The 18,310-nt window shown below is 40.3% G+C and carries 18 protein-coding genes; 11 read left to right on the top strand and 7 right to left on the bottom strand.

The features are described 5' to 3' along the window. Positions 1–2 precede the first annotated feature (2 nt). Together H6G41_RS23210 and H6G41_RS23215 are read left to right on the top strand one after the other, a co-directional pair. Positions 3–794, top strand: a complete 792-nt coding sequence (locus H6G41_RS23210) for a YdcF family protein (RefSeq protein WP_190749040.1) — start codon at positions 3–5, stop codon at positions 792–794. Positions 795–905: 111 nt separating this feature from the next. Further along, on the top strand, positions 906–1,127 hold the full coding sequence (locus H6G41_RS23215; RefSeq protein WP_190749042.1) for a hypothetical protein: 222 nt from the start codon (positions 906–908) through the stop codon (positions 1,125–1,127). A gap of 5 nt (positions 1,128–1,132) precedes the next feature. Here H6G41_RS23215 and H6G41_RS23220 read toward each other — a convergent pair whose 3' ends face one another. Next, positions 1,133–1,405, bottom strand: coding sequence for a ferredoxin-thioredoxin reductase variable chain (locus tag H6G41_RS23220; protein WP_190749044.1), 273 nt, complete (start codon positions 1,403–1,405; stop codon positions 1,133–1,135). A 633-nt stretch (positions 1,406–2,038) separates the two neighbouring features. Next, entirely contained in the window at positions 2,039–3,958 is a 1,920-nt protein-coding gene (locus tag H6G41_RS23225) for a PP2C family serine/threonine-protein phosphatase (protein WP_242038021.1), read from the bottom strand. Positions 3,959–4,181: 223 nt separating this feature from the next. Here H6G41_RS23225 and H6G41_RS23230 point away from each other — a divergent pair, with 223 nt between their 5' ends. Together H6G41_RS23230 and H6G41_RS23235 are read left to right on the top strand one after the other, a co-directional pair. Further along, a complete protein-coding gene (locus H6G41_RS23230; protein ID WP_190749047.1) occupies positions 4,182–4,616 on the top strand; it encodes an NfeD family protein in 435 nt (144 codons plus the stop codon). Between the two features lie 141 nt (positions 4,617–4,757). Beyond that, positions 4,758–5,735, top strand: coding sequence for an SPFH domain-containing protein (locus H6G41_RS23235; protein ID WP_190749049.1), 978 nt, complete (start codon positions 4,758–4,760; stop codon positions 5,733–5,735). Between the two features lie 151 nt (positions 5,736–5,886). Here the strand turns inward: H6G41_RS23235 and H6G41_RS23240 are convergent, their stop codons facing one another. From H6G41_RS23240 to H6G41_RS23245, 3 genes are all read right to left on the bottom strand, one after another. Continuing rightward, positions 5,887–7,698, bottom strand: a complete 1,812-nt coding sequence (locus H6G41_RS23240) for an autotransporter outer membrane beta-barrel domain-containing protein (RefSeq protein WP_190749050.1) — start codon at positions 7,696–7,698, stop codon at positions 5,887–5,889. Then, on the bottom strand, positions 7,691–7,822 hold the full coding sequence (locus tag H6G41_RS35845; RefSeq protein WP_277878177.1) for a hypothetical protein: 132 nt from the start codon (positions 7,820–7,822) through the stop codon (positions 7,691–7,693). Before H6G41_RS35845 ends, H6G41_RS23240 begins: the two co-directional genes overlap by 8 nt. A 422-nt stretch (positions 7,823–8,244) precedes the next feature. Then, the gene (locus H6G41_RS23245) at positions 8,245–8,649 is read right to left on the bottom strand and encodes a Fur family transcriptional regulator (protein WP_190749052.1); all 405 of its coding nucleotides are present in this window, start codon (positions 8,647–8,649) and stop codon (positions 8,245–8,247) included. A 145-nt stretch (positions 8,650–8,794) separates the two neighbouring features. Between H6G41_RS23245 and purS the strand changes: the two genes are divergently transcribed. From purS to H6G41_RS23275, 6 genes are all read left to right on the top strand, one after another. Beyond that, on the top strand, positions 8,795–9,073 hold the full coding sequence (gene purS, locus H6G41_RS23250) for a phosphoribosylformylglycinamidine synthase subunit PurS (RefSeq protein WP_096642903.1): 279 nt from the start codon (positions 8,795–8,797) through the stop codon (positions 9,071–9,073). 226 nt (positions 9,074–9,299) lie between these two features. Further along, positions 9,300–9,977, top strand: a complete 678-nt coding sequence (gene purQ, locus H6G41_RS23255) for a phosphoribosylformylglycinamidine synthase subunit PurQ (RefSeq protein WP_190749054.1) — start codon at positions 9,300–9,302, stop codon at positions 9,975–9,977. Positions 9,978–10,110: 133 nt separating this feature from the next. After that, positions 10,111–10,365, top strand: a complete 255-nt coding sequence (locus tag H6G41_RS23260) for a TIGR02450 family Trp-rich protein (protein ID WP_190749056.1) — start codon at positions 10,111–10,113, stop codon at positions 10,363–10,365. A gap of 1,082 nt (positions 10,366–11,447) precedes the next feature. Then, positions 11,448–12,314, top strand: a complete 867-nt coding sequence (gene bchL, locus H6G41_RS23265; protein WP_190749058.1) for a ferredoxin:protochlorophyllide reductase (ATP-dependent) iron-sulfur ATP-binding protein — start codon at positions 11,448–11,450, stop codon at positions 12,312–12,314. Between the two features lie 31 nt (positions 12,315–12,345). Further along, entirely contained in the window at positions 12,346–13,089 is a 744-nt protein-coding gene (locus tag H6G41_RS23270; RefSeq protein ID WP_190749060.1) for a DUF5331 domain-containing protein, read from the top strand. Between the two features lie 152 nt (positions 13,090–13,241). Then, positions 13,242–14,645, top strand: a complete 1,404-nt coding sequence (locus H6G41_RS23275; RefSeq protein WP_190749062.1) for a ferredoxin:protochlorophyllide reductase (ATP-dependent) subunit N — start codon at positions 13,242–13,244, stop codon at positions 14,643–14,645. Positions 14,646–14,908: 263 nt separating this feature from the next. Here the strand turns inward: H6G41_RS23275 and H6G41_RS23280 are convergent, their stop codons facing one another. Continuing rightward, entirely contained in the window at positions 14,909–15,142 is a 234-nt protein-coding gene (locus H6G41_RS23280; RefSeq protein WP_190749064.1) for a hypothetical protein, read from the bottom strand. Positions 15,143–15,719: 577 nt separating this feature from the next. On the opposite strand from H6G41_RS23280, the gene H6G41_RS23285 reads away from it, so the two are divergent. Then, a complete protein-coding gene (locus tag H6G41_RS23285; protein ID WP_190749065.1) occupies positions 15,720–16,709 on the top strand; it encodes a cyanophycin synthetase in 990 nt (329 codons plus the stop codon). 208 nt (positions 16,710–16,917) lie between these two features. On the opposite strand, the gene H6G41_RS23290 is transcribed toward H6G41_RS23285, so the two are convergent. After that, a complete protein-coding gene (locus H6G41_RS23290) occupies positions 16,918–18,300 on the bottom strand; it encodes a protein kinase (RefSeq protein WP_190749067.1) in 1,383 nt (460 codons plus the stop codon). Positions 18,301–18,310 lie beyond the last annotated feature (10 nt).

Here is an 18,310-nt window from a genome sequence, read left to right on the forward strand (position 1 = left end):
TTATGTTTTTATATCTTTCTAAGTTACTACCGCTATTTTTCTATCCTTTGGGATTAGCTTCGATTAGTTTGGTGGTAGCTTTGATTACGTTATGGAAACGACCGCGCACCGCAGCTGTTGCTATAGCTGTGGCTTTAATTTTATTGTTATTTTGCAGCAATGCTTGGGTTTCTCAATGGTTGGTGCGATCGCTCGAATGGCAAAATACTGCAACTAGCCAAATACCTCAAGCACAAGCAATTGTAGTCTTAGGTGGTGCGACTAAATCGGCGTTTTGGCCGCGTCCTGGTGCGGATTTAAGCGAACAAGGCGATCGCGTAATTTATGCTGCTCAACTTTATCGCCAACAAAAAGCGCCTTTAATTATCCTCAGTGGCGGGAGAATCGATTGGCGGGGTAGCGGTGACTCAGAATCAGCTGATATGTCCAATATTCTTACATCCCTGGGTATACCTGCTGAGGCGATCGTTCAAGAACCTGATTCGCTGAATACATATCAAAATGCGGTAAATGTCAAGCAGATTTTACAATCTCGCAATATTGATAAAGTATTATTAATCACTTCGGCAATGCACATGCCGCGATCGCTTAAAATTTTTCAGCGTCAAGGAATTGCAGCGATTCCTGCACCTACTGATTTTCTTGTCAGTCGCGGCGAAATGCAAGAACTCGGCAGTAGCCCCAAAGCCGCTATCCTCAATTTATTACCTGATAGCGACAACTTAGACAAATTTACCAGGGCTTTAAAAGAATACGTTGGTCTTTTTATCTATAGCTTGCGCGGTTGGCTGTGACTTGAGTAAATACTATAGGTATTTTGAGAAGTTTAATTTGCAATCGCTATAATTTCAGTAGTTACAGAGTTTTAATTTTAAATTTCTCAGGATTCAGCACTTCCTGGCATTATGTCTAAAAATTTACCTTATATTATCCCGGCAACGTCCAGCGAAGTTGACGAAACCTTTGCCACTTATCAAACAACTCACCAGTTTTACCATGAAGTTAGGGAGCGCTCAGAATTTCAGCAGCATTGTGATTGGTATGACACAACAGCAATTCGTCACCGTCAAGAACTAGAAAAAATGCGCGGCGAACTAAATATTTTGCGCTGGTTTCGCCGCTCTTAAAGAAATTAGATGACTTCTAATTCATTTTCACGGAGATGGGCTTTAAACTTTTTACTAAACTGAACTAACAATGGCAAATTAGCACTAACAGGTCTACTTTGCCATTCGGTAACAATAGCTGAAATTTCGCCTTCTGAGCCTTTGAGGTCAAAAGCCTGACCGCGATGTTCAGGATGATGGTAAACTACTACCGACTCTTTAACACGAACGCGATCGCCAACTTTCATAACAACATTTACACCTAGCTTTTCCTTGTCCACAACTATCTCCACAGCCATCCCTCACTGAACTTGCTTTTTTGAAAAACAGACTGCTGGTAACAGCCACGCTTCGCATCTCATCTGAACAGACTGGCTGTTGAGTGCATCCGTAACTGCTATACGAACAAAGCCTGCCCATGCAGGCTTGGTAGCTAATCGATTCATAACACTAGATTTACCTAGCGTTTTAGCAACAGGTCTAATCCTTTGACTGTCAATTAACTTTTTATCTTCCCATAGTTAAACAAACTCTCACAATGAGTTTGTTTAAGATAGGGTTTACCAATATGGCTGTTGATGGTTAGGAAAACCCTTACCATCATTGATTCCTCACTGCACTTGTCCACTTTTAGGGGTGTCTCAGAGGCGCTTTTTTTGAGGATGAGCGGCCCTCACGGGCTAGGAAAACCCGTTTTAGCTCTTATGGCGCGGTTTCACGCCAAGTTCAATTTTACAACAAGATGACACTTTCCCCGCAAGCCGCCTTGTTGTTGCATTAGGGACGCGGGGGGGAAGGGGGACAAGGGGGACAAGGGGGACAAGGAATTTTAGATTTTAGATTTTAGATTTTAGATTCAAAGCCAATCCAAAATCGCAAATCCAAAATCCAAAATTGAATTGCCCAATGCCCAATGCCCAATGCCCAATGCCCTATTCATTACTACTTGACGAACATAGGGACTGCAATCCAGGGGGTAGTTGGCGACACATTTGCTGGAAGGATTGGGGCTGAAGTTGCCACCACAGTAATAATCCTAAAGTTGCACTACCCAAAACTATCGATAATGCACCAATGATTACTAAAGATTTACGTCGCCTTGGTTGTTGGACTGGGATAGGTTCTGGTTCTGGGGTAATATCCAAATCTATGAGTACGGGCGAACTTTCTTCTAAATAGTAGTCTTCTGGTTGTTCTACTTCAATAATTTCTACTTGGGGCTGTGCGTAAGTTAAGGAAACGTAGTATTCGCGAGATACGTTGCACAGGGTCATGACTACTGATGTATTATCATGACCATTTTTCTGATTGGCAAATTTAATCCAACGCTGTACTGCATCTTCTATATCTAGTTGCTTATTCAGCACCTTTAAGGCGAAATTCCGCCATGATTGTTCAACCCAGTCATGGTCACTTAAGCCATCAGAACACAACAATAATATGCCATCTTCCTCTAAAATAAACCGCTTGATTTGCACCCGCAGAGCATCTGCATCTCTGGTTCCCAAGGCTTGAGTTAAGGCTGTTGCATCCGATCGCATTAAGGCTTGACGATAGAAATTGCGGGTATAGCGGACTTCCCGTGCCGCGACATCATCATCTACTGTGAGTAGTTGACAGTAATTTTGTGTAATCCAATAAGCACGGCTATTGCCAACACTAGCTAAATAAAGTTCATGGGTAGTTGCTGATCCTTTAGTGGATTTAGCCTGCATTCGTTGGGGAATTTGTAACGCCATTACCAAGGTTGTCGCCATGCGTTCTCTACCTTGGCGATTTTGGGCGTCGTTAGTGGCACAAATTACGTTATTCACTACCCGCAAACTAGCTTCTAGTTGATCTATCCACAAATCGGGGGTAGTGAGTTCAGTTTGTGTGGTTAACTCGGAGAATAGGGCACGAACCTGCAATTTTATCGACTGTACTGCTAATTGACTGGCTACTTCACCGCCTTGATGTCCGCCAATACCATCACAAACAATGGATAGATGTGGGATTAATGGATCTTTGAGGTCGTTAGAATTCGCTGGGAAGCAAGCATCTTCATTGCGTGTCATGACGATTCCCGCATCGGTTGCACCTGCTACTTCCAGGTTTAATGGTAATTCTGCCGCAGATGAGAGTAACAAAGTATTGAGTTGATGGGAAATAGCTTCAAACTCAACTTCTGCGCTACACATCTGCTTGACGATGTTCTGTAAACTAGGAGCGATCGCCGGTTTAGCAGAACTGAGTAAAGGCTGCCAAGATTCACCTAGATCTTTTAAACTCAGGCTTTGTGTTGTCTGGTACAGTTCCAAAAGCCGCACGCACCAACCTTGCACCCGCAGGTTGTTAGACATGAGTAAACTGCTGGCTACACCTTGTTCTAATAAAGGTTGCCAAAGTTGGAGAATCTGCCATAACCAGTAAACTTGTCTAACCGCCGTGGATTGTTCCCAAGCATTGGCGATCGCTGGATAAAGTTTACCATTCTCGGCTATGGGAACGTTTTCTAGCAACAAAATCTCATCCCCGCTACCCTCACCAGCGCGCACATAACCATAAGCTTGGGGCAAGTGCGATCGCTCATAATATAATCGCAGGTAAGGAATCACAGCCTGTGGCAATTCTGCGGGAATGTCAGGTAGTAGCCCTGGTTGTGTATCTAACCAAATTTGATGCGTAATTGCCTCATACCTATTTGCTACCATCGTCCCTGGTGGAATTTTCGCGGCTGATGACCCAGTAGCCCAAATATAGCGATGCACTAAAGAAGTTTGACAATTGGCACAAACACGACTTCCCAAGGGATTAACAGGGTTTGTACAGTCTGGATTGATGCAATAGACGATCCGTTCAGTAGTAATCATAAACTAATTAATTTCATCTCATTAATTTCGATTAAATATACCTGGCAAATACTTGAAGGCTAGAATAGACTGTTTTTGTGTACCCTTGGCTACAACTTGTTACTGAAATTCATCAAAATTGATGGTTAAAATACCATATTTAGCTTTCCGTAAACACTAAGCCAGAGGGTGGATCTAGTTAAGAGAAAGAGATTTACATAAATGTAGTGTCTAGGATGGCGCTATGCCAAGTTATACCGTAATCTGGCTCTTAGCAGGATCAGTTTTGTGTTTAATGGAACTGTTCTTGCCTTCTGCTTTTGTCGCTTTCATGATGGGAATTAGCGCTTTTATAGTGGCGCTACTGTCTGGGTTTATTTTAGGTAGTTTGTGGTTGCAAGTTGTAGCTTGGCTGTTGCTGTCTACATTACTAGTTTTGGGTTCCCGTCGATTTGTGCAACCGCGACGACGTAACACAAAAATCCAAAATGCAATTACGGCTGAAACTTTAACAGAAATTCCTGCCGGTAAACCAGGGCGGGTACTATACGAAGGAAATTCTTGGCAAGCAAGATGTGATGATGAAAAACTCAGCATCCCATCCCATCAAAGAGTGTATATCGTCCGTCGAGAAGGCACCACCCTAATTGTGATGCCGGAAAATCTGTTGCATTCATAAGTATGGGGTATGGGTCATGGGGTATGAGGTATGGGGCATTGGAAACAATTTTGGATTTCAATCTAAAATCTAAAATTTTTTGTTGTCTGCTCCTTTACCTATCTTTAATTATTTCAATATTAAAAAGTTAGGAGAATTACAATGGAACAGTTCTTTTTGCTAGTATTTTTGGCACTTGGGGGTTCTGCTTTAGTAGGTTCAGTTAAGGTTATTAATCAAGGCGATGAGGCTTTGGTGGAAAGATTGGGTAGCTACAACAAAAAGCTAGAACCAGGGCTGAATGTGGTTACACCTTTCCTCGATAAAATTGTCTACAAACAAACGATTCGGGAAAAAGTTTTAGATATTCCGCCACAACAATGCATTACCCGTGACAACGTTTCTATCACTGTGGATGCTGTAGTTTACTGGCGGATTATGGATATGGAGAAAGCTTATTACAAAGTAGAAAATCTTCAGTCAGCAATGGTGAATTTAGTGCTAACTCAAATTCGTTCGGAAATGGGACAATTAGAGTTAGATGAAACCTTTACTGCTCGTGCGCAAATTAATGAACTTTTGTTGCGGGATTTGGATATTGCTACCGATCCTTGGGGTGTGAAAGTAACACGGGTAGAACTGCGAGATTTGATTCCATCAAAAGCAGTGCAGGAATCGATGGAATTACAGATGTCAGCAGAACGTAAAAAACGAGCATCTATTTTAACTTCTGAAGGCGATCGCGAATCAGCAGTAAATAGCGCCAGAGGTAAAGCCGAAGCCCAAGTTCTCGATGCAGAAGCCCGTCAAAAATCTGTGGTTTTGCAAGCGGAAGCTGAACAAAAAGCAATTGTTTTGAGGGCACAAGCTGAACGTCAGCAGCAAGTTCTCAAAGCCCAAGCGATCGCTGAATCCGCAGAAATTATTGCCCAAAAAATCAAAACCAACCCCGAAGCCCAAAAAGCCCTGGAAGTTCTATTTGCCTTGGGTTATCTAGATATGGGCACAACAATTGGTAAAAGCGATAGCAGCAAAGTCATGTTTATCGATCCCCGCACTATTCCTGCTACTTTAGAGGGCATCAAATCTATTGTTGCAGATGGACAGGAGATACCAGGGGTAAATAATCATCGCGGTTAGTTGCAGAGCAGGTAGGGCGCAGGGCGCAGGGCGCAGGGAGGAGATAAATAACTTTTGCCCAATGCCCAATGCCCAATGCCCAATACTTCGACTTCTCCCAAGGGGAGACGCTGCGCGAACGCTCAGTACAAGTGCCCAATGCCCCATAACATCAAATTCCCCAATTAAGACTGAAACCAAAGTTAGTACCGTCTGGTTCTGCGGTTAAGCTTCCTAAGCCACTTTGTCCAATTGCATTGCCTGCAAATAAGTCTAATCCGAAGCCAGAACTGGGCAGAAAGCGCAAGCCTGTACTCCAAGTACTTTTTTTGCCATCTAAAACGGGGGTATATTCACCAATTAATTGCAAATTATCCCCAATTGCCTGGTTAATTCCTATACCTAAACCTATACGCCTCGTGTCTCCAAAAAATGCGCCTTTGGGGTTAATAGATACTGCTGTTTGGGGACTAATTTGATAAGCTATCGGTAACTCTACGTACAAGGTTCCGTTGAGTCCACCTTTTTGCAACTCTGTATCACTGATTCCCGCCAGCTTCACACTGAGAGTAAGGCCATCACCGTGGATTTGGTCTAAGAACTTGAGTTTTATTGCGCCCCCAATTTTCACTCCCGGCCCGGATATATCTTGTTCAGAAAAGCGATCGCTTGACGCAAATTGATCTACAGTCAGTTCTAGCTGTGAATCATCGGTTAAACCATAAGCTAGAGCAAAACTAGAACTACCACCTGTACCCAACCCGCCTCTGAGTTGGAATCGTCCAGTTGGTAGGGTGTTAGCACTAGAAAGTGTCAACCCATCAAATAGTAAAGAGCGATTGCGATAAGAGAGTGATATTGGGGGACTATTAGTAAAATTAGCTGCATACCCTTGACCAAAATCAATGGCGTGTTTGAAGCGAACTCCTAATAATAAATCTTCGCCATCAGGTATAAAGCTCAACAAGCCTGTAGTCGGTGTTGCACCGTAACTGTTGGTAGCATAAACTTCTGCGCCCATTTTGGGATTGAGAGCGTAATCTATACCAACAGTCCAGAGTAATTTGCTGGTAATCGAACGGTCTTTAGCAATAAAAGTATTACCTCCAGGCCCCAAGGGAGTTTGAATATTAGCAAATAAATTGACTCTTTTGGATGTTTGCCAACTAAACCCCGTACCAATATTGAAAAAAGTCCCAAAAAAATCTCCTCCCGCAACTTTATCTGGAAAAACAACGACTCCAGGTGTGAGGTGTAATTGCAAATTTGGAGAGGCTTTATAGGTAATTGGTATCTGCAAAGCGCCAACTGGTCTAGCCACAAAAAATGGTTGATTGGGATTGTTGTTAAAAACTCCAGAATTGGACGATATATGTAGTAATTGAAACGTCCCTGCAACACCTACAGCCCAACGATTATCGTTAATAAGTTGATATTTTAATTTAGTGCCATAACTTACAGTAGTAAAGTAAGGGCATTCGCTTCTAACTGGACATTTAAGATAATCATCAAAAATATCACCTGTAAAACCTATTTGTAGATTGTCTGTAATTCCCCAATCAATATTTAACTGATAGGTTTGTAAACCTGTGCCTGAAATAGAATTATCTGTTGGTAGAACTTGTAAAAAACCACCTTCTATCTGAACTTCACCCTGTCGTAGTTGGTTCCCTGTTTCTAAGTTATGCAATTGGGTTGGCGGTCTTTGCAATGGTGAAAGCTGCACCTGTGTTGGCAAATTTTCACCTGAATTGTTATTAAGCGATCGCTGTTGTAACAGTTCCTCTGATGTGTTTTTTGGAAGAATAAGCGGTAATTCTGTTTGCAAATCTTTGGCTTGACTACTAGCAGGCGATCGCGTTTGCGGAACTTCTTTTGTAATAATTTCTCCTGAAGGAATCGAATCTACCACCTCAGAGGCATAACTTAAACTACCAAAAGATAGATAAAGCAAACCACAAGCAAGAATTTTAATTTTATGCATATTTTTTCTGGGGCGATCGCTCTAATTCCAGATAAAAAATAGTATAAAAAAAATCCAATTTTTTAGCGATCGCAATTAAAAATGCTGACAATGAAATTTCACCTATTCCCGCAAGGAGGCTCACACTGAACCTGTACTCAGGTCAGTGCCCTTGAGGAATTGCGGATTAAAAACGAAACGTTAAGTGAATAATTTGTATAGACATGAAAACAACGTAGTGATAAAACTTCATATCAGCTACGCTGTTGTTGTTGTTGTTATTTAGAATTTAATAAGACATAAAACGGAGCAAAAAATATTGCTGCTATTGGGGTGAATTTTGTAAACTCGCCCAGAGGCTCGAACTGTTTGTGCTGTACTTTGTGTACGGATAGTTCAGGGCTACTAAAAGCCTACACTGTACGCTTCGCGTCAGTTTAGGTAGTTTACTGTCAGCTTATTCATAAATTTCATCAAGCTATTAACAGGCTTGCTATTTTTTAGTCTCCTCTTTGCCATTTTTCCATGAAAGCGATCGCCGGACTATGGAACAAAGGAGACAAATGACTAATGTCTTATCTCTGCTGCTTGCTCACTTTGGCATCGGTTACACAACCCAAAAAACTCTAGAGTATGGTAAAAAACTTTAAACTTATGGTTGACTTCTAACTTGTCTTCTAGGTCATGTACTGGACATTGATTAATCGGAATTGAGATCCCACACTGCAAGCAAGTGAGGTGATGTTTGTCTTGTTGCGCTAGACTATATAGGGCTTCGCCATTCGCTAAAGTCCGTACTTGTACCATTCCTTCTAATTTTAAGGCTTCTAAGGAGCGGTAAACTGTTGCTAATCCCATACTTTGGTTACGGTTACGTAATTCCACGTATATATCTTGTGCGGAAATTCCTTGTTTGATGGTTTTCAACAGATTTAGAATCCTCTCCTGACTGCGGGTGCGTATGGCTCTCATAAATAATTTTTTTAATTTGCCGCTGTAGTTGAAGCTCTCATACAGGCTAACTGAATAAATTAACTATAATCGCTTCATAATCTTATTTTTACTCAGTTGGAACAGAAAGTTATAGTATAGCGATCGCAGCATTTAGCGATCGCCCATGCAAAGGAAGTATTTAGCCAAAATTTTCGTGACACTTCGTCCTTCTGTTTTAGACCCAGCTGGTGTAGCTGTGCAATCTGGTCTCAAGCAACTCGGATATGACAACGTTGAGCAAGTGCGGATTGGAAAGTACATTGAATTGACCATTACCTCAACCCAAGAAGCCAAAGCCCGTCAAGACCTAGATCGCATCTGCGATCAAATGCTAGCCAATCCGGTAATTGAAAATTATCGTTTTGAATTGATAGAAGTCGAAACACAGACAGGAGTTTTTTAGGGGCTAGGGGCTAGGGACTAGGGGCTAGGGAGGGGAGCAGGGGGACAAACAATTCAAAATTCAAAATTCTCTCTTGGAAAGTTCTGAGCGCCGGAAGCCGGCGCTCAGATTTTCCGCAAAATTCAAAATGTAAGAATTCTATTTGGCTTTTGCCCAATGCCCAATGCCCCATGCCCAATAACAAATGACCATTGACAAATGACCATTGACAAATGACCATTGACAAATGAAAAAATTTGGTGTAATCGTTTTTCCCGGTTCTAATTGCGATCGCGATGTTGCTTATGTAACCAGAGACGTACTTGGGCAACCGACTCGCATGGTTTGGCATCAAGAGACTGATATTGCTGATTTGGATGTGATTGTCATCCCTGGTGGCTTTAGTTACGGAGATTATTTACGTTGTGGTGCGATCGCCCGCTTTTCGCCCGTGATGCAGCAAGTGGTGGAACACGCCCAAAAGGGTAAGTTTGTTTTGGGGATTTGCAATGGTTTTCAAGTTTTAACGGAAGCAGGCTTGTTACCAGGAATCCTCACCAGAAATCAGGATTTACATTTTATCTGCGATCGCCTTCCACTCAAAGTGGAGCGTACTGATTTACCTTGGACGCAAGGCTACGCATCTGGTGAAATTATTACCATACCAGTTGCCCACGGCGAAGGTCGATATTATGCAGATAAAGCCACCCTGGCAGAATTAGAAGATAACGGGCAAGTGGTATTCCGTTACGCAGGTGAAAATCCCAACGGTTCCTTAAATAGCATCGCGGGGATTTGTAACCGTCAAGGCAACGTTTTAGGCATGATGCCCCATCCTGAGAGAGCATCTGACCCAATTTTAGGCGGTGAAGATGGTTTGCGGATGTTTCAAGGCTTATTAGATAAAGTAGCTGCGATCGCCTAGTTATCTGTCTCTAAACTTTTGTTAAGTTCGTAGTAAGCACTTTAGTGCCTCAAAATCGAGGATTAAAGTCCTGACTACGGACTTATTTTGTTACATAAATAACAAATGACTATTGACCATTGACCAATAAAAAATGCCTAAAAAACAGAAATTTCCTTATCTCCTGGGTTCTAAATGGACAGCCCAGCAAAAAGTAGATGGTTGGCGACATTTCCAAGTCGTCAATCGCAAAAATCAAGGTAATTGGGTTTACGCCGAAATGGTTGCAGCTTGCGATCCCAAAGTTCGGTTTTGGCTAAATGCCAAATTATTACAAGATAACTCCCAATGGCAAGCGGGCTGGCAACCACTCAAAGAAATCGCACAACTCGAAGATGAAGTCTCTTAAGAGAGGGACTAGGGTCTAGGGCGTGTTTGCAAACCCTTCCAGCTTTCAGGAAGAAATGCCTGAGGCTATATTAACAAAGCCCACTTCGATGGGCTAAAAAGCCTCACTTCTCTTAGTCCGCGCAGGCGGACTTGGTAGAGGTAGCCGCACCCTTATGGGGTGACGGCGACTTTGAAAAAACCCCTTAAGGACAAAAGGAGAGATTTTTATCATTGATTGGGTTTCCCATGAAGGGCTAACTTGCTTCAGTCATAAAGCAGAGCAGAGGTGGAGAATTAATCATTAACCAATGCCCAATGCCCACTAATTCAAAATTTAATAATTTGTTGCATATAAAAAGCAACTTCACCAAAAATTACTTGGTTAACATGAGACAACCTTTGAGGTTGCTCTTTATAAATGAAGCCCACATTCTTATGCTGTCAGGATTTCAGCATAAGAATGTGGGCTTTTTATCTCTAGATTCAGGCTTCTTCTGTTGCCGAGACTGTTTCCTCCAATCTGATCTACCCTATTAAAATTAGCCCTAATCCTTCCGGTGTAAAGACTTAGGGCTATCAAGATAAGTTTATTCAACGCTAAATACTGCATTTTATAGCTTAAATGCCACATAATAGCCTAAATTAAGGCATTAAACTCCTAATTTCATCTTCAGGAGCTTTCTAAAGCCAATCAAGTATTTTTCTGTGTTGTATATATACCTGAGGAACTCAGCCAGGGATCTCTTGATATTGACTTTGAGATACCCAGATCGGCATCATCCAAACTCACTATAAGTATTGACAAAACTATATATAATCATTTTGTCTATTGTTACTCTTTTTGTTTTAATACAAAACAAAATTTAAAAATTTATATTTTTAAAGCTTATAAAAACTTTTTAAAGGCTTTAATTCATCTAAAATCATATTTAGATTTATATAATTTAAATATCTCTATTTTGCATATTTCACGACCCTTTATTTTCCGTTGAATTTGGACAATAATGCAAACACAAGACCTCACGCATCGCCATCTCAGGCTAGGTGAAGGCAAATGTTTCAGCCAAAGGTTTGACAATAAACTATTAAGAGGCAAAAGCAGTGAAACTAGCAGTTTATGGAAAAGGTGGCATCGGTAAATCCACAACTAGCTGTAACATCTCAGTCGCCCTAGCAAAACGCGGCAAGAAGGTGCTGCAAATTGGCTGCGACCCCAAGCATGACAGTACCTTTACCCTCACAGGATTCTTAATCCCAACAATTATTGATACCCTGCAAGAGAAGGACTACCATTACGAAGACGTTTGGCCAGAAGACGTAATTTATAAAGGCTATGGTGGTGTAGATTGTGTTGAGGCAGGTGGGCCGCCAGCGGGTGCTGGATGTGGTGGTTACGTAGTTGGCGAGACAGTAAAATTACTGAAAGAACTCAACGCCTTTGACACATACGACGTAATTCTGTTTGACGTACTAGGCGACGTTGTTTGCGGTGGCTTTGCAGCACCACTCAACTATGCTGATTACTGCATGATAGTAACCGACAACGGCTTTGATGCTTTATTTGCTGCCAATCGCATTGCTGCTTCAGTCAGAGAAAAAGCCAGAACTCACCCACTACGCTTAGCAGGTTTAATTGGTAATCGCACCTCCAAACGCGATTTAATTGAGAAATATATAGAAGCGGTACCTATGCCAGTTTTGGAGGTTCTGCCTTTAATTGAAGATATTCGTGTTTCTCGTGTTAAGGGTAAGACTTTATTTGAAATGGCAGAATCTGACCCATCTTTGAACTACGTTTGCGATTACTATCTCAATATTGCCGACCAAATTTTGGCACGGCCAGAAGGTGTTGTACCAAACGATGCTCAAGATAGAGAATTGTTCTCTTTGTTATCCGATTTTTATTTAAATCCGAGTAAACCCCAGGTACGTAATCCGGAAGAGGAATTAGACTTGATGATTGTATAAATCATCAAATTCTCAGGATGGGGAAAATCTCATGGCTTTCTTTCACAGCTTTACAGAATCAATAAAGCAAAAATGGTTACTATTTTTCCAGACAAATCGTGACTGGATTACTCTCCACATGCAGGTGGAATCAGTTTACACCCCTGATGGAGGGAAGCGACCGCCTTCTTACCTCATCCTGGGAGTTGTTAATGCGCTGGAACCAAAATTAGCACAGTTAATGCTGCCTTTTTCTAAACTGAATGCTGACGCTGATACCCTAATTGAAGTACTGGATTTGCATTTCGACCCAGACATGGCTCTTGGTAACCGCTTTATTCCCAAAGCAGAGTCAGAGAACTACGGAAATGATGTAGTAGCAATCATTGATGAAAATCTCTCAGAAGAGACATCAACGAATACTCACCTCAACACCTTTGCAGATGCAGCGGTTGCTCAAGAATTTACAATTGTTAATTCAGCTCATCAAAGTACAAATGGACTGAACGGACAAAGCAAAAAAAATCAGTTCCAAAATACATCTAGTGGAGATTTAGATGAATTTGGCGAGATTTCCTTCGATACAACTGTTGCATCAGAAATCAAGTTAGATGACGAAGTACTTGAAGATTTGAACTCAACAGACGATAACGCTTTTAGCGATGTTTTATCAGATGTCTGGGGTGATGAAACATCACTAAACAAGGGTGATGACAACAACGAATTTTTAGGGGAAGAACTGCCAGCTGGCGTTTTTGATGAATCCGAAATTGCCCGTCTCTTCCCCAACGCTTAAATTATTAGCGTTCCTGTTGAATTTAGGGATTGCTGGCTGGTGCTATGTGCCATATCACTGGAATTTGGGGGAAGAATAATTCTTTCCCCACATACCTACCCTATTTTCACCTGCCTTGTTCGCTTTAAAAATCAAGGGGAGAAACAACCAAAATGACTATCGCTCAACAACCAGAAGCTTTAAACTTTGAGTGTGAAACTGGAAATTACCACACCTTTTGCCCAATTAGCTGCGTGGCGTGGTTATACCAAAAAATTGAAGATAGTTTCTTTTTGGTGATTGGAACTAAGACTTGTGGGTATTTCCTACAAAACGCGATGGGGGTGATGATTTTTGCGGAACCCCGTTATGCAATGGCAGAGTTGGAAGAGGGAGATATTTCAGCACAGCTGAATGATTATGAAGAGTTAAAGCGATTGTGCTTGCAAATTAAACGCGATCGCAATCCTAGTGTAATTGTCTGGATTGGCACTTGCACCACAGAAATTATCAAAATGGACTTGGAAGGCTTAGCTCCCAAGTTAGAAGGTGAAATTGGCATTCCCATTGTGGTTGCGCGTGCTAACGGTTTAGATTACGCCTTTACCCAAGGTGAAGACACTGTCTTAGCTGCAATGGCTAATCGCTGTCCTGATAAAGCACCTGTGGCGGAAACAGACAAAAACGAACGCAACGCTATTTCCAAACTGCTCAACTTTGGCAAGAAAAAAGAAGAAGTCGTTCAAGAAGAAGCTGAGTATGTCAATCACCCACCTTTGGTGCTTTTCGGTTCTCTTCCCGATCCGGTGGTGACTCAGTTAACTTTAGAATTGAAGAAGCAAGGTATTAAAGTTTCTGGCTGGCTACCCGCAAAACGCTTCACTGAATTGCCAGTGCTAGAAGAAGGTTATTACGTTTCTGGAGTTAACCCCTTCTTGAGCCGAACGGCTACTACCTTAATGCGGCGTCGTAAATGCAAACTCATCGGCTCACCCTTCCCGATTGGCCCTGATGGAACTCGTGCTTGGGTGGAAAAAATTTGCTCTGTGTTTGGTATTACCCCTCAAGGCTTGGATGAACGAGAAGCACAAATCTGGGCTGGTTTAGAAGAATACGTCAAACTCATTCGCGGTAAATCTGTATTCTTCATGGGCGATAACTTACTGGAAATTTCCTTAGCACGTTTCTTGGTTCGCTGTGGGATGACAGTTCCCGAAATCGGCATTCCTTATATGGATAAGCGCTATCAAGCTGCTGAGTTAGCGCTATTACAGCAAACTTGTCATGAAATGGGCGTACCCTTACCAACAATTGTTGAGAAGCCAGATAATTACAACCAAGTTCAGCGGATTTATGACTTGAAGCCAGATTTAGTTATTACTGGTATGGCACATGCTAATCCACTGGAAGCTAGGGGTATTAACACTAAATGGTCTGTAGAGTTCACCTTTGCCCAAATTCATGGCTTTGGCAATGCTCGTGACATTCTGGAATTAGTCACTCGTCCCCTACGTCGAAATAACAGCTTAAAAGATTTAGGTTGGGATAAGTTGGTTAAAGAAGAAGCGAAAATTTAGAATTTCTGATTAATTAAGCAACACCATAACAGTATTTGAGTAGAGGCGAACATAATGTTCGCCTTTTTTATCAAATTGCTAGGAAAATATCCTCAAGGATTTTTCTGACCAATTTTAACAATTTTGAATTTTGGATTCAGCTATTATCTCATCTAAAATCCAAAATCCAAAAACTAACATTCAGTGAGATATATCCTTACTCCAGGGAAAACGCGATCGCTAAAATATGATTTTTTTTAGCCTCTAGCAATGTTTTACATCTTTTAAACTACTACTTCATCACGTTGATAATCAACAATAATCTCGAAGGTAGTGTTAGGTATGACCTGGCGTAAGTGTCGCAAATATCCATCTGCATCAGAACGAGTGCGAAATCTAGCCACAATCACTGGTTTTGTATCAGGACTAATACGAGTGATTGCCCAAGCATTCAAGCGGTTTCTGTAAGCTTTTGCTTGATTTTCTGTTGTGGAATCGTAATCGGTATTTTGTGGCATGATCGAGATATCCCTACGAGTAAAAGCCAAGTGCGTTAGTAATTCTCTTGGCGGGGATGTTTTACTAACGCCTTTTAATTCTTGATGCACCCTTATTAATACATTATTTTTAGCTTGTCAACACTTAGTGTTAAATGTTTGGTGAAAATTGAAGATTTCATTAGTAGTACTTGATTATCCTACTGGTAGCAAATAAAGGGTAAGACCCCTCATCTGATTGTCAAAAAAGTTTCTTTGCTATCTTTGCCAGTCTTAGAGAAAATCATTGCTGGATAACTACTACAATGGGTGTGACCCCCTAGGAGTCAGAGGTATCATTATGTTTCTTCACAGAGAAGAAATTGCTATTTTTAACGAATTACTGAATAGATTTTAGACAAATAGCAGGATTGACAATTTAGTACATCACACTTGAATATATATGTGTCGATTTTTCACACCTAATTAATAAAACTACAAATAAACCTCAAAGCAACAGAGCCAATGTCACTAGGATAATGTCTATATGATTGTTAATTATAGCAAAAAATAGCCTAGATGTGTGATTACTTGCAGGTTAAAACTAAAAAGTATAAAAATGAAAACACCATTTATAGTGTCAATACTGCAAAGAGTTGTTGAACAAATAGGAGCAGTATTATTAATAGACCCAGAATGCAAATTTGTTGGACATATTACTTTTAAAAACGGCAAAACTACTGTTTTTCGCTCAACTCAATTTAATATTAATGGTTTTGGTGCAGCAGAAATTGCTAAAGACAAAGGTTGCTCTAGTTTTTTGTTGAGGAATTTTGGTTATATAGTTCCTGAAGGTAAAACATTTTTTAATGAGGGTTTATGTCAAAAAATAGCTACCTTAAGAAATGTTGATGAAGGTTTTGATTATGCTAAATATTTAGGTTTTCCTGTAATTGTTAAGCCGCTTAATCTTAGTCAAGGTACCTTGGTGACCAAGGTTTATAATAAACGAGAATATTATCAAGTAGCCAAAAAAATCTTTCAAATAACCTCAGGTTTTATTGTTGAAAGATTTCATTTTGGTAATGATTACAGAATTGTTGTCTTAGATGATGAAGTAATTATTACTTATCAAAGAATTCCTTTATTTATTGTTGGTGATGGTAAAACTTCTATTTGGGAGCTTCTGCAAAAGAAACAATTTTATTTGACTCAAAGTGGTAGGAGAATTATTGATTGTGAAGATTTTAGGATTCAAAAAAAATTAAAAAAACAAAAGCTAAATTTTGATAGCATACTTTCGCAAAATACTATTGTTTATCTGTTGGATAATGCCAATTTATCTAGTGGGGGTGAGGCGGTTGATTTGACTGAAAAAATTCATCCCGATTTCCAACAATTGGCGATTAAGATCGCAAAGGATATGAATTTAAGATTAGCAGGTGTAGATATTATTACTAGTGATATCACTCAGCCTATGGAGGATTATGTTCTGATTGAAGTCAATGGTTCTCCTGGCTTGCTTAATTATGCTTCGTTTGGTGAGTTACAGACTCAGAGAGTAGAAAATCTATATCTCAAGGTGCTGCAAACTATAGAGAATGAGTAATTGCTAATTCTGAGTTAGTCCCAGCCACATAAATATTGGATGAGGAAGAGATTTTTATAAAGTTTCTGTAATAAATCTAATTCATCCCGATTTGACAAAATCATGATGGATATAGAGATGGTAGATGCACCTTAATTTTAAATACAGTCCTCAGCTTTATGTTGGGGACTTTTTTTTATTTAACTGATAAGAGTAAGTTTGATATTAATTAGGTATATATCGTTGATAATGCAGCTAATAAAGCCTGCTTAAAAGTTATTGCATCTTTAAAATAAATTTCTGGTTTATCTATTAATGCTAAATCTATGACCTCTGCCAATTTTTGGGGAATAGTTGGGTCACGCTGGCGAATGGGGACGGGGTCATTTTGTAATACAGTCAAAAATGGATCGTTGCTTGTAAAATTGCGTGGGTAAGTTCCTGTAAGCATATTGTACAGACAAGCAGCAGTTGCCCAAATATCTACTTCTGGTTGCACATATTTAAAGTTTAACAATTGCTGTCTGGGCATAAAAACAGGAGTTCCTGCTTTAGCTCCTGTAAGGGTTTGACCACTTAAACCAGCTAAGTCAAATGCTTTAGCTAAACCGTAATCTCCAATTTTGGCTATTAATTTTCCTTCATTGTAGGTGAGAAAAATATTACTTGGTTTTAAGTCGCGGTGAACTAAACCTTTACCTTTACCAAAGCCACCATTACTTAATTTTACATAAGGAATTTCTGCATGATGGCTATATTCTAGTCCGTTAAGAATTTGCAGAGTAATTGGTACTGCAATATCAATAGGTAATTTACCACCTTGCTGTTCCATTAAATCGCTAACAGTACCGCCAGAACAATATTCCATTGTGAAGAAGAATATACCTTCAAAAAAGTCATAATCGATGATTTGGACAACATTAGGGTGCTGTAAAGCTTTGGTATTTTCTGTTTCGCGCAAAAATCTTTTAACTGCATTTTCATTAGCAGCGATCGCAGGTAATATGACCTTTAAGGCAACTAACTTACCAGAAGCATTGTGTCTTGCTAAATAAACCTCTCCAAACCCACCTTGTCCTAAGAGTTCAATTAGCTGGAAACCGCGAATGGTTTGTAATGTATCATCATTAATATTCGCCACGCTCAGCAAGCGCTTGGTAATTTCTAGAGGATTAGGTGGTTGTGTAAAATCTGGATTAGCTCTAGCTGTTGGTAGCAGATAGTTGGGGATATTTATTTCTTCAGGATTAGTCTCAATTTTAACAGCAAAAATTGTATTACCGAGTTTAATTCTATCTCCTGAATGTAAATCATATTCAGGAAATTCTAATTGTGCAGCTTCTTCTCTAGTTTGATGTGGTTGACGTTGACCGATTTTTTTACTGTTGACGTAAGTACCATTCTTACTTCCAAAGTCTCTAATTCTGATTGCTGGCGGGTTAATATCTAATAAACAGTGATAGCGAGAGATAGTTTTATGATCTGGATCGTTTGGTAGCTGAATGTTGCATTCTTGGCTTCTGCCAATAATACAAATAGTCCGGGAATCAAATATATATTGTCTTCCTAAAAGCTTGCCTTTGATAATCTTGAGGGTGACTTTGGCAGACATTTATTTAAAT

This window comes from Tolypothrix sp. FACHB-123 (assembly GCF_014697075.1).
Lineage (GTDB): Bacteria > Cyanobacteriota > Cyanobacteriia > Cyanobacteriales > Nostocaceae > Aulosira.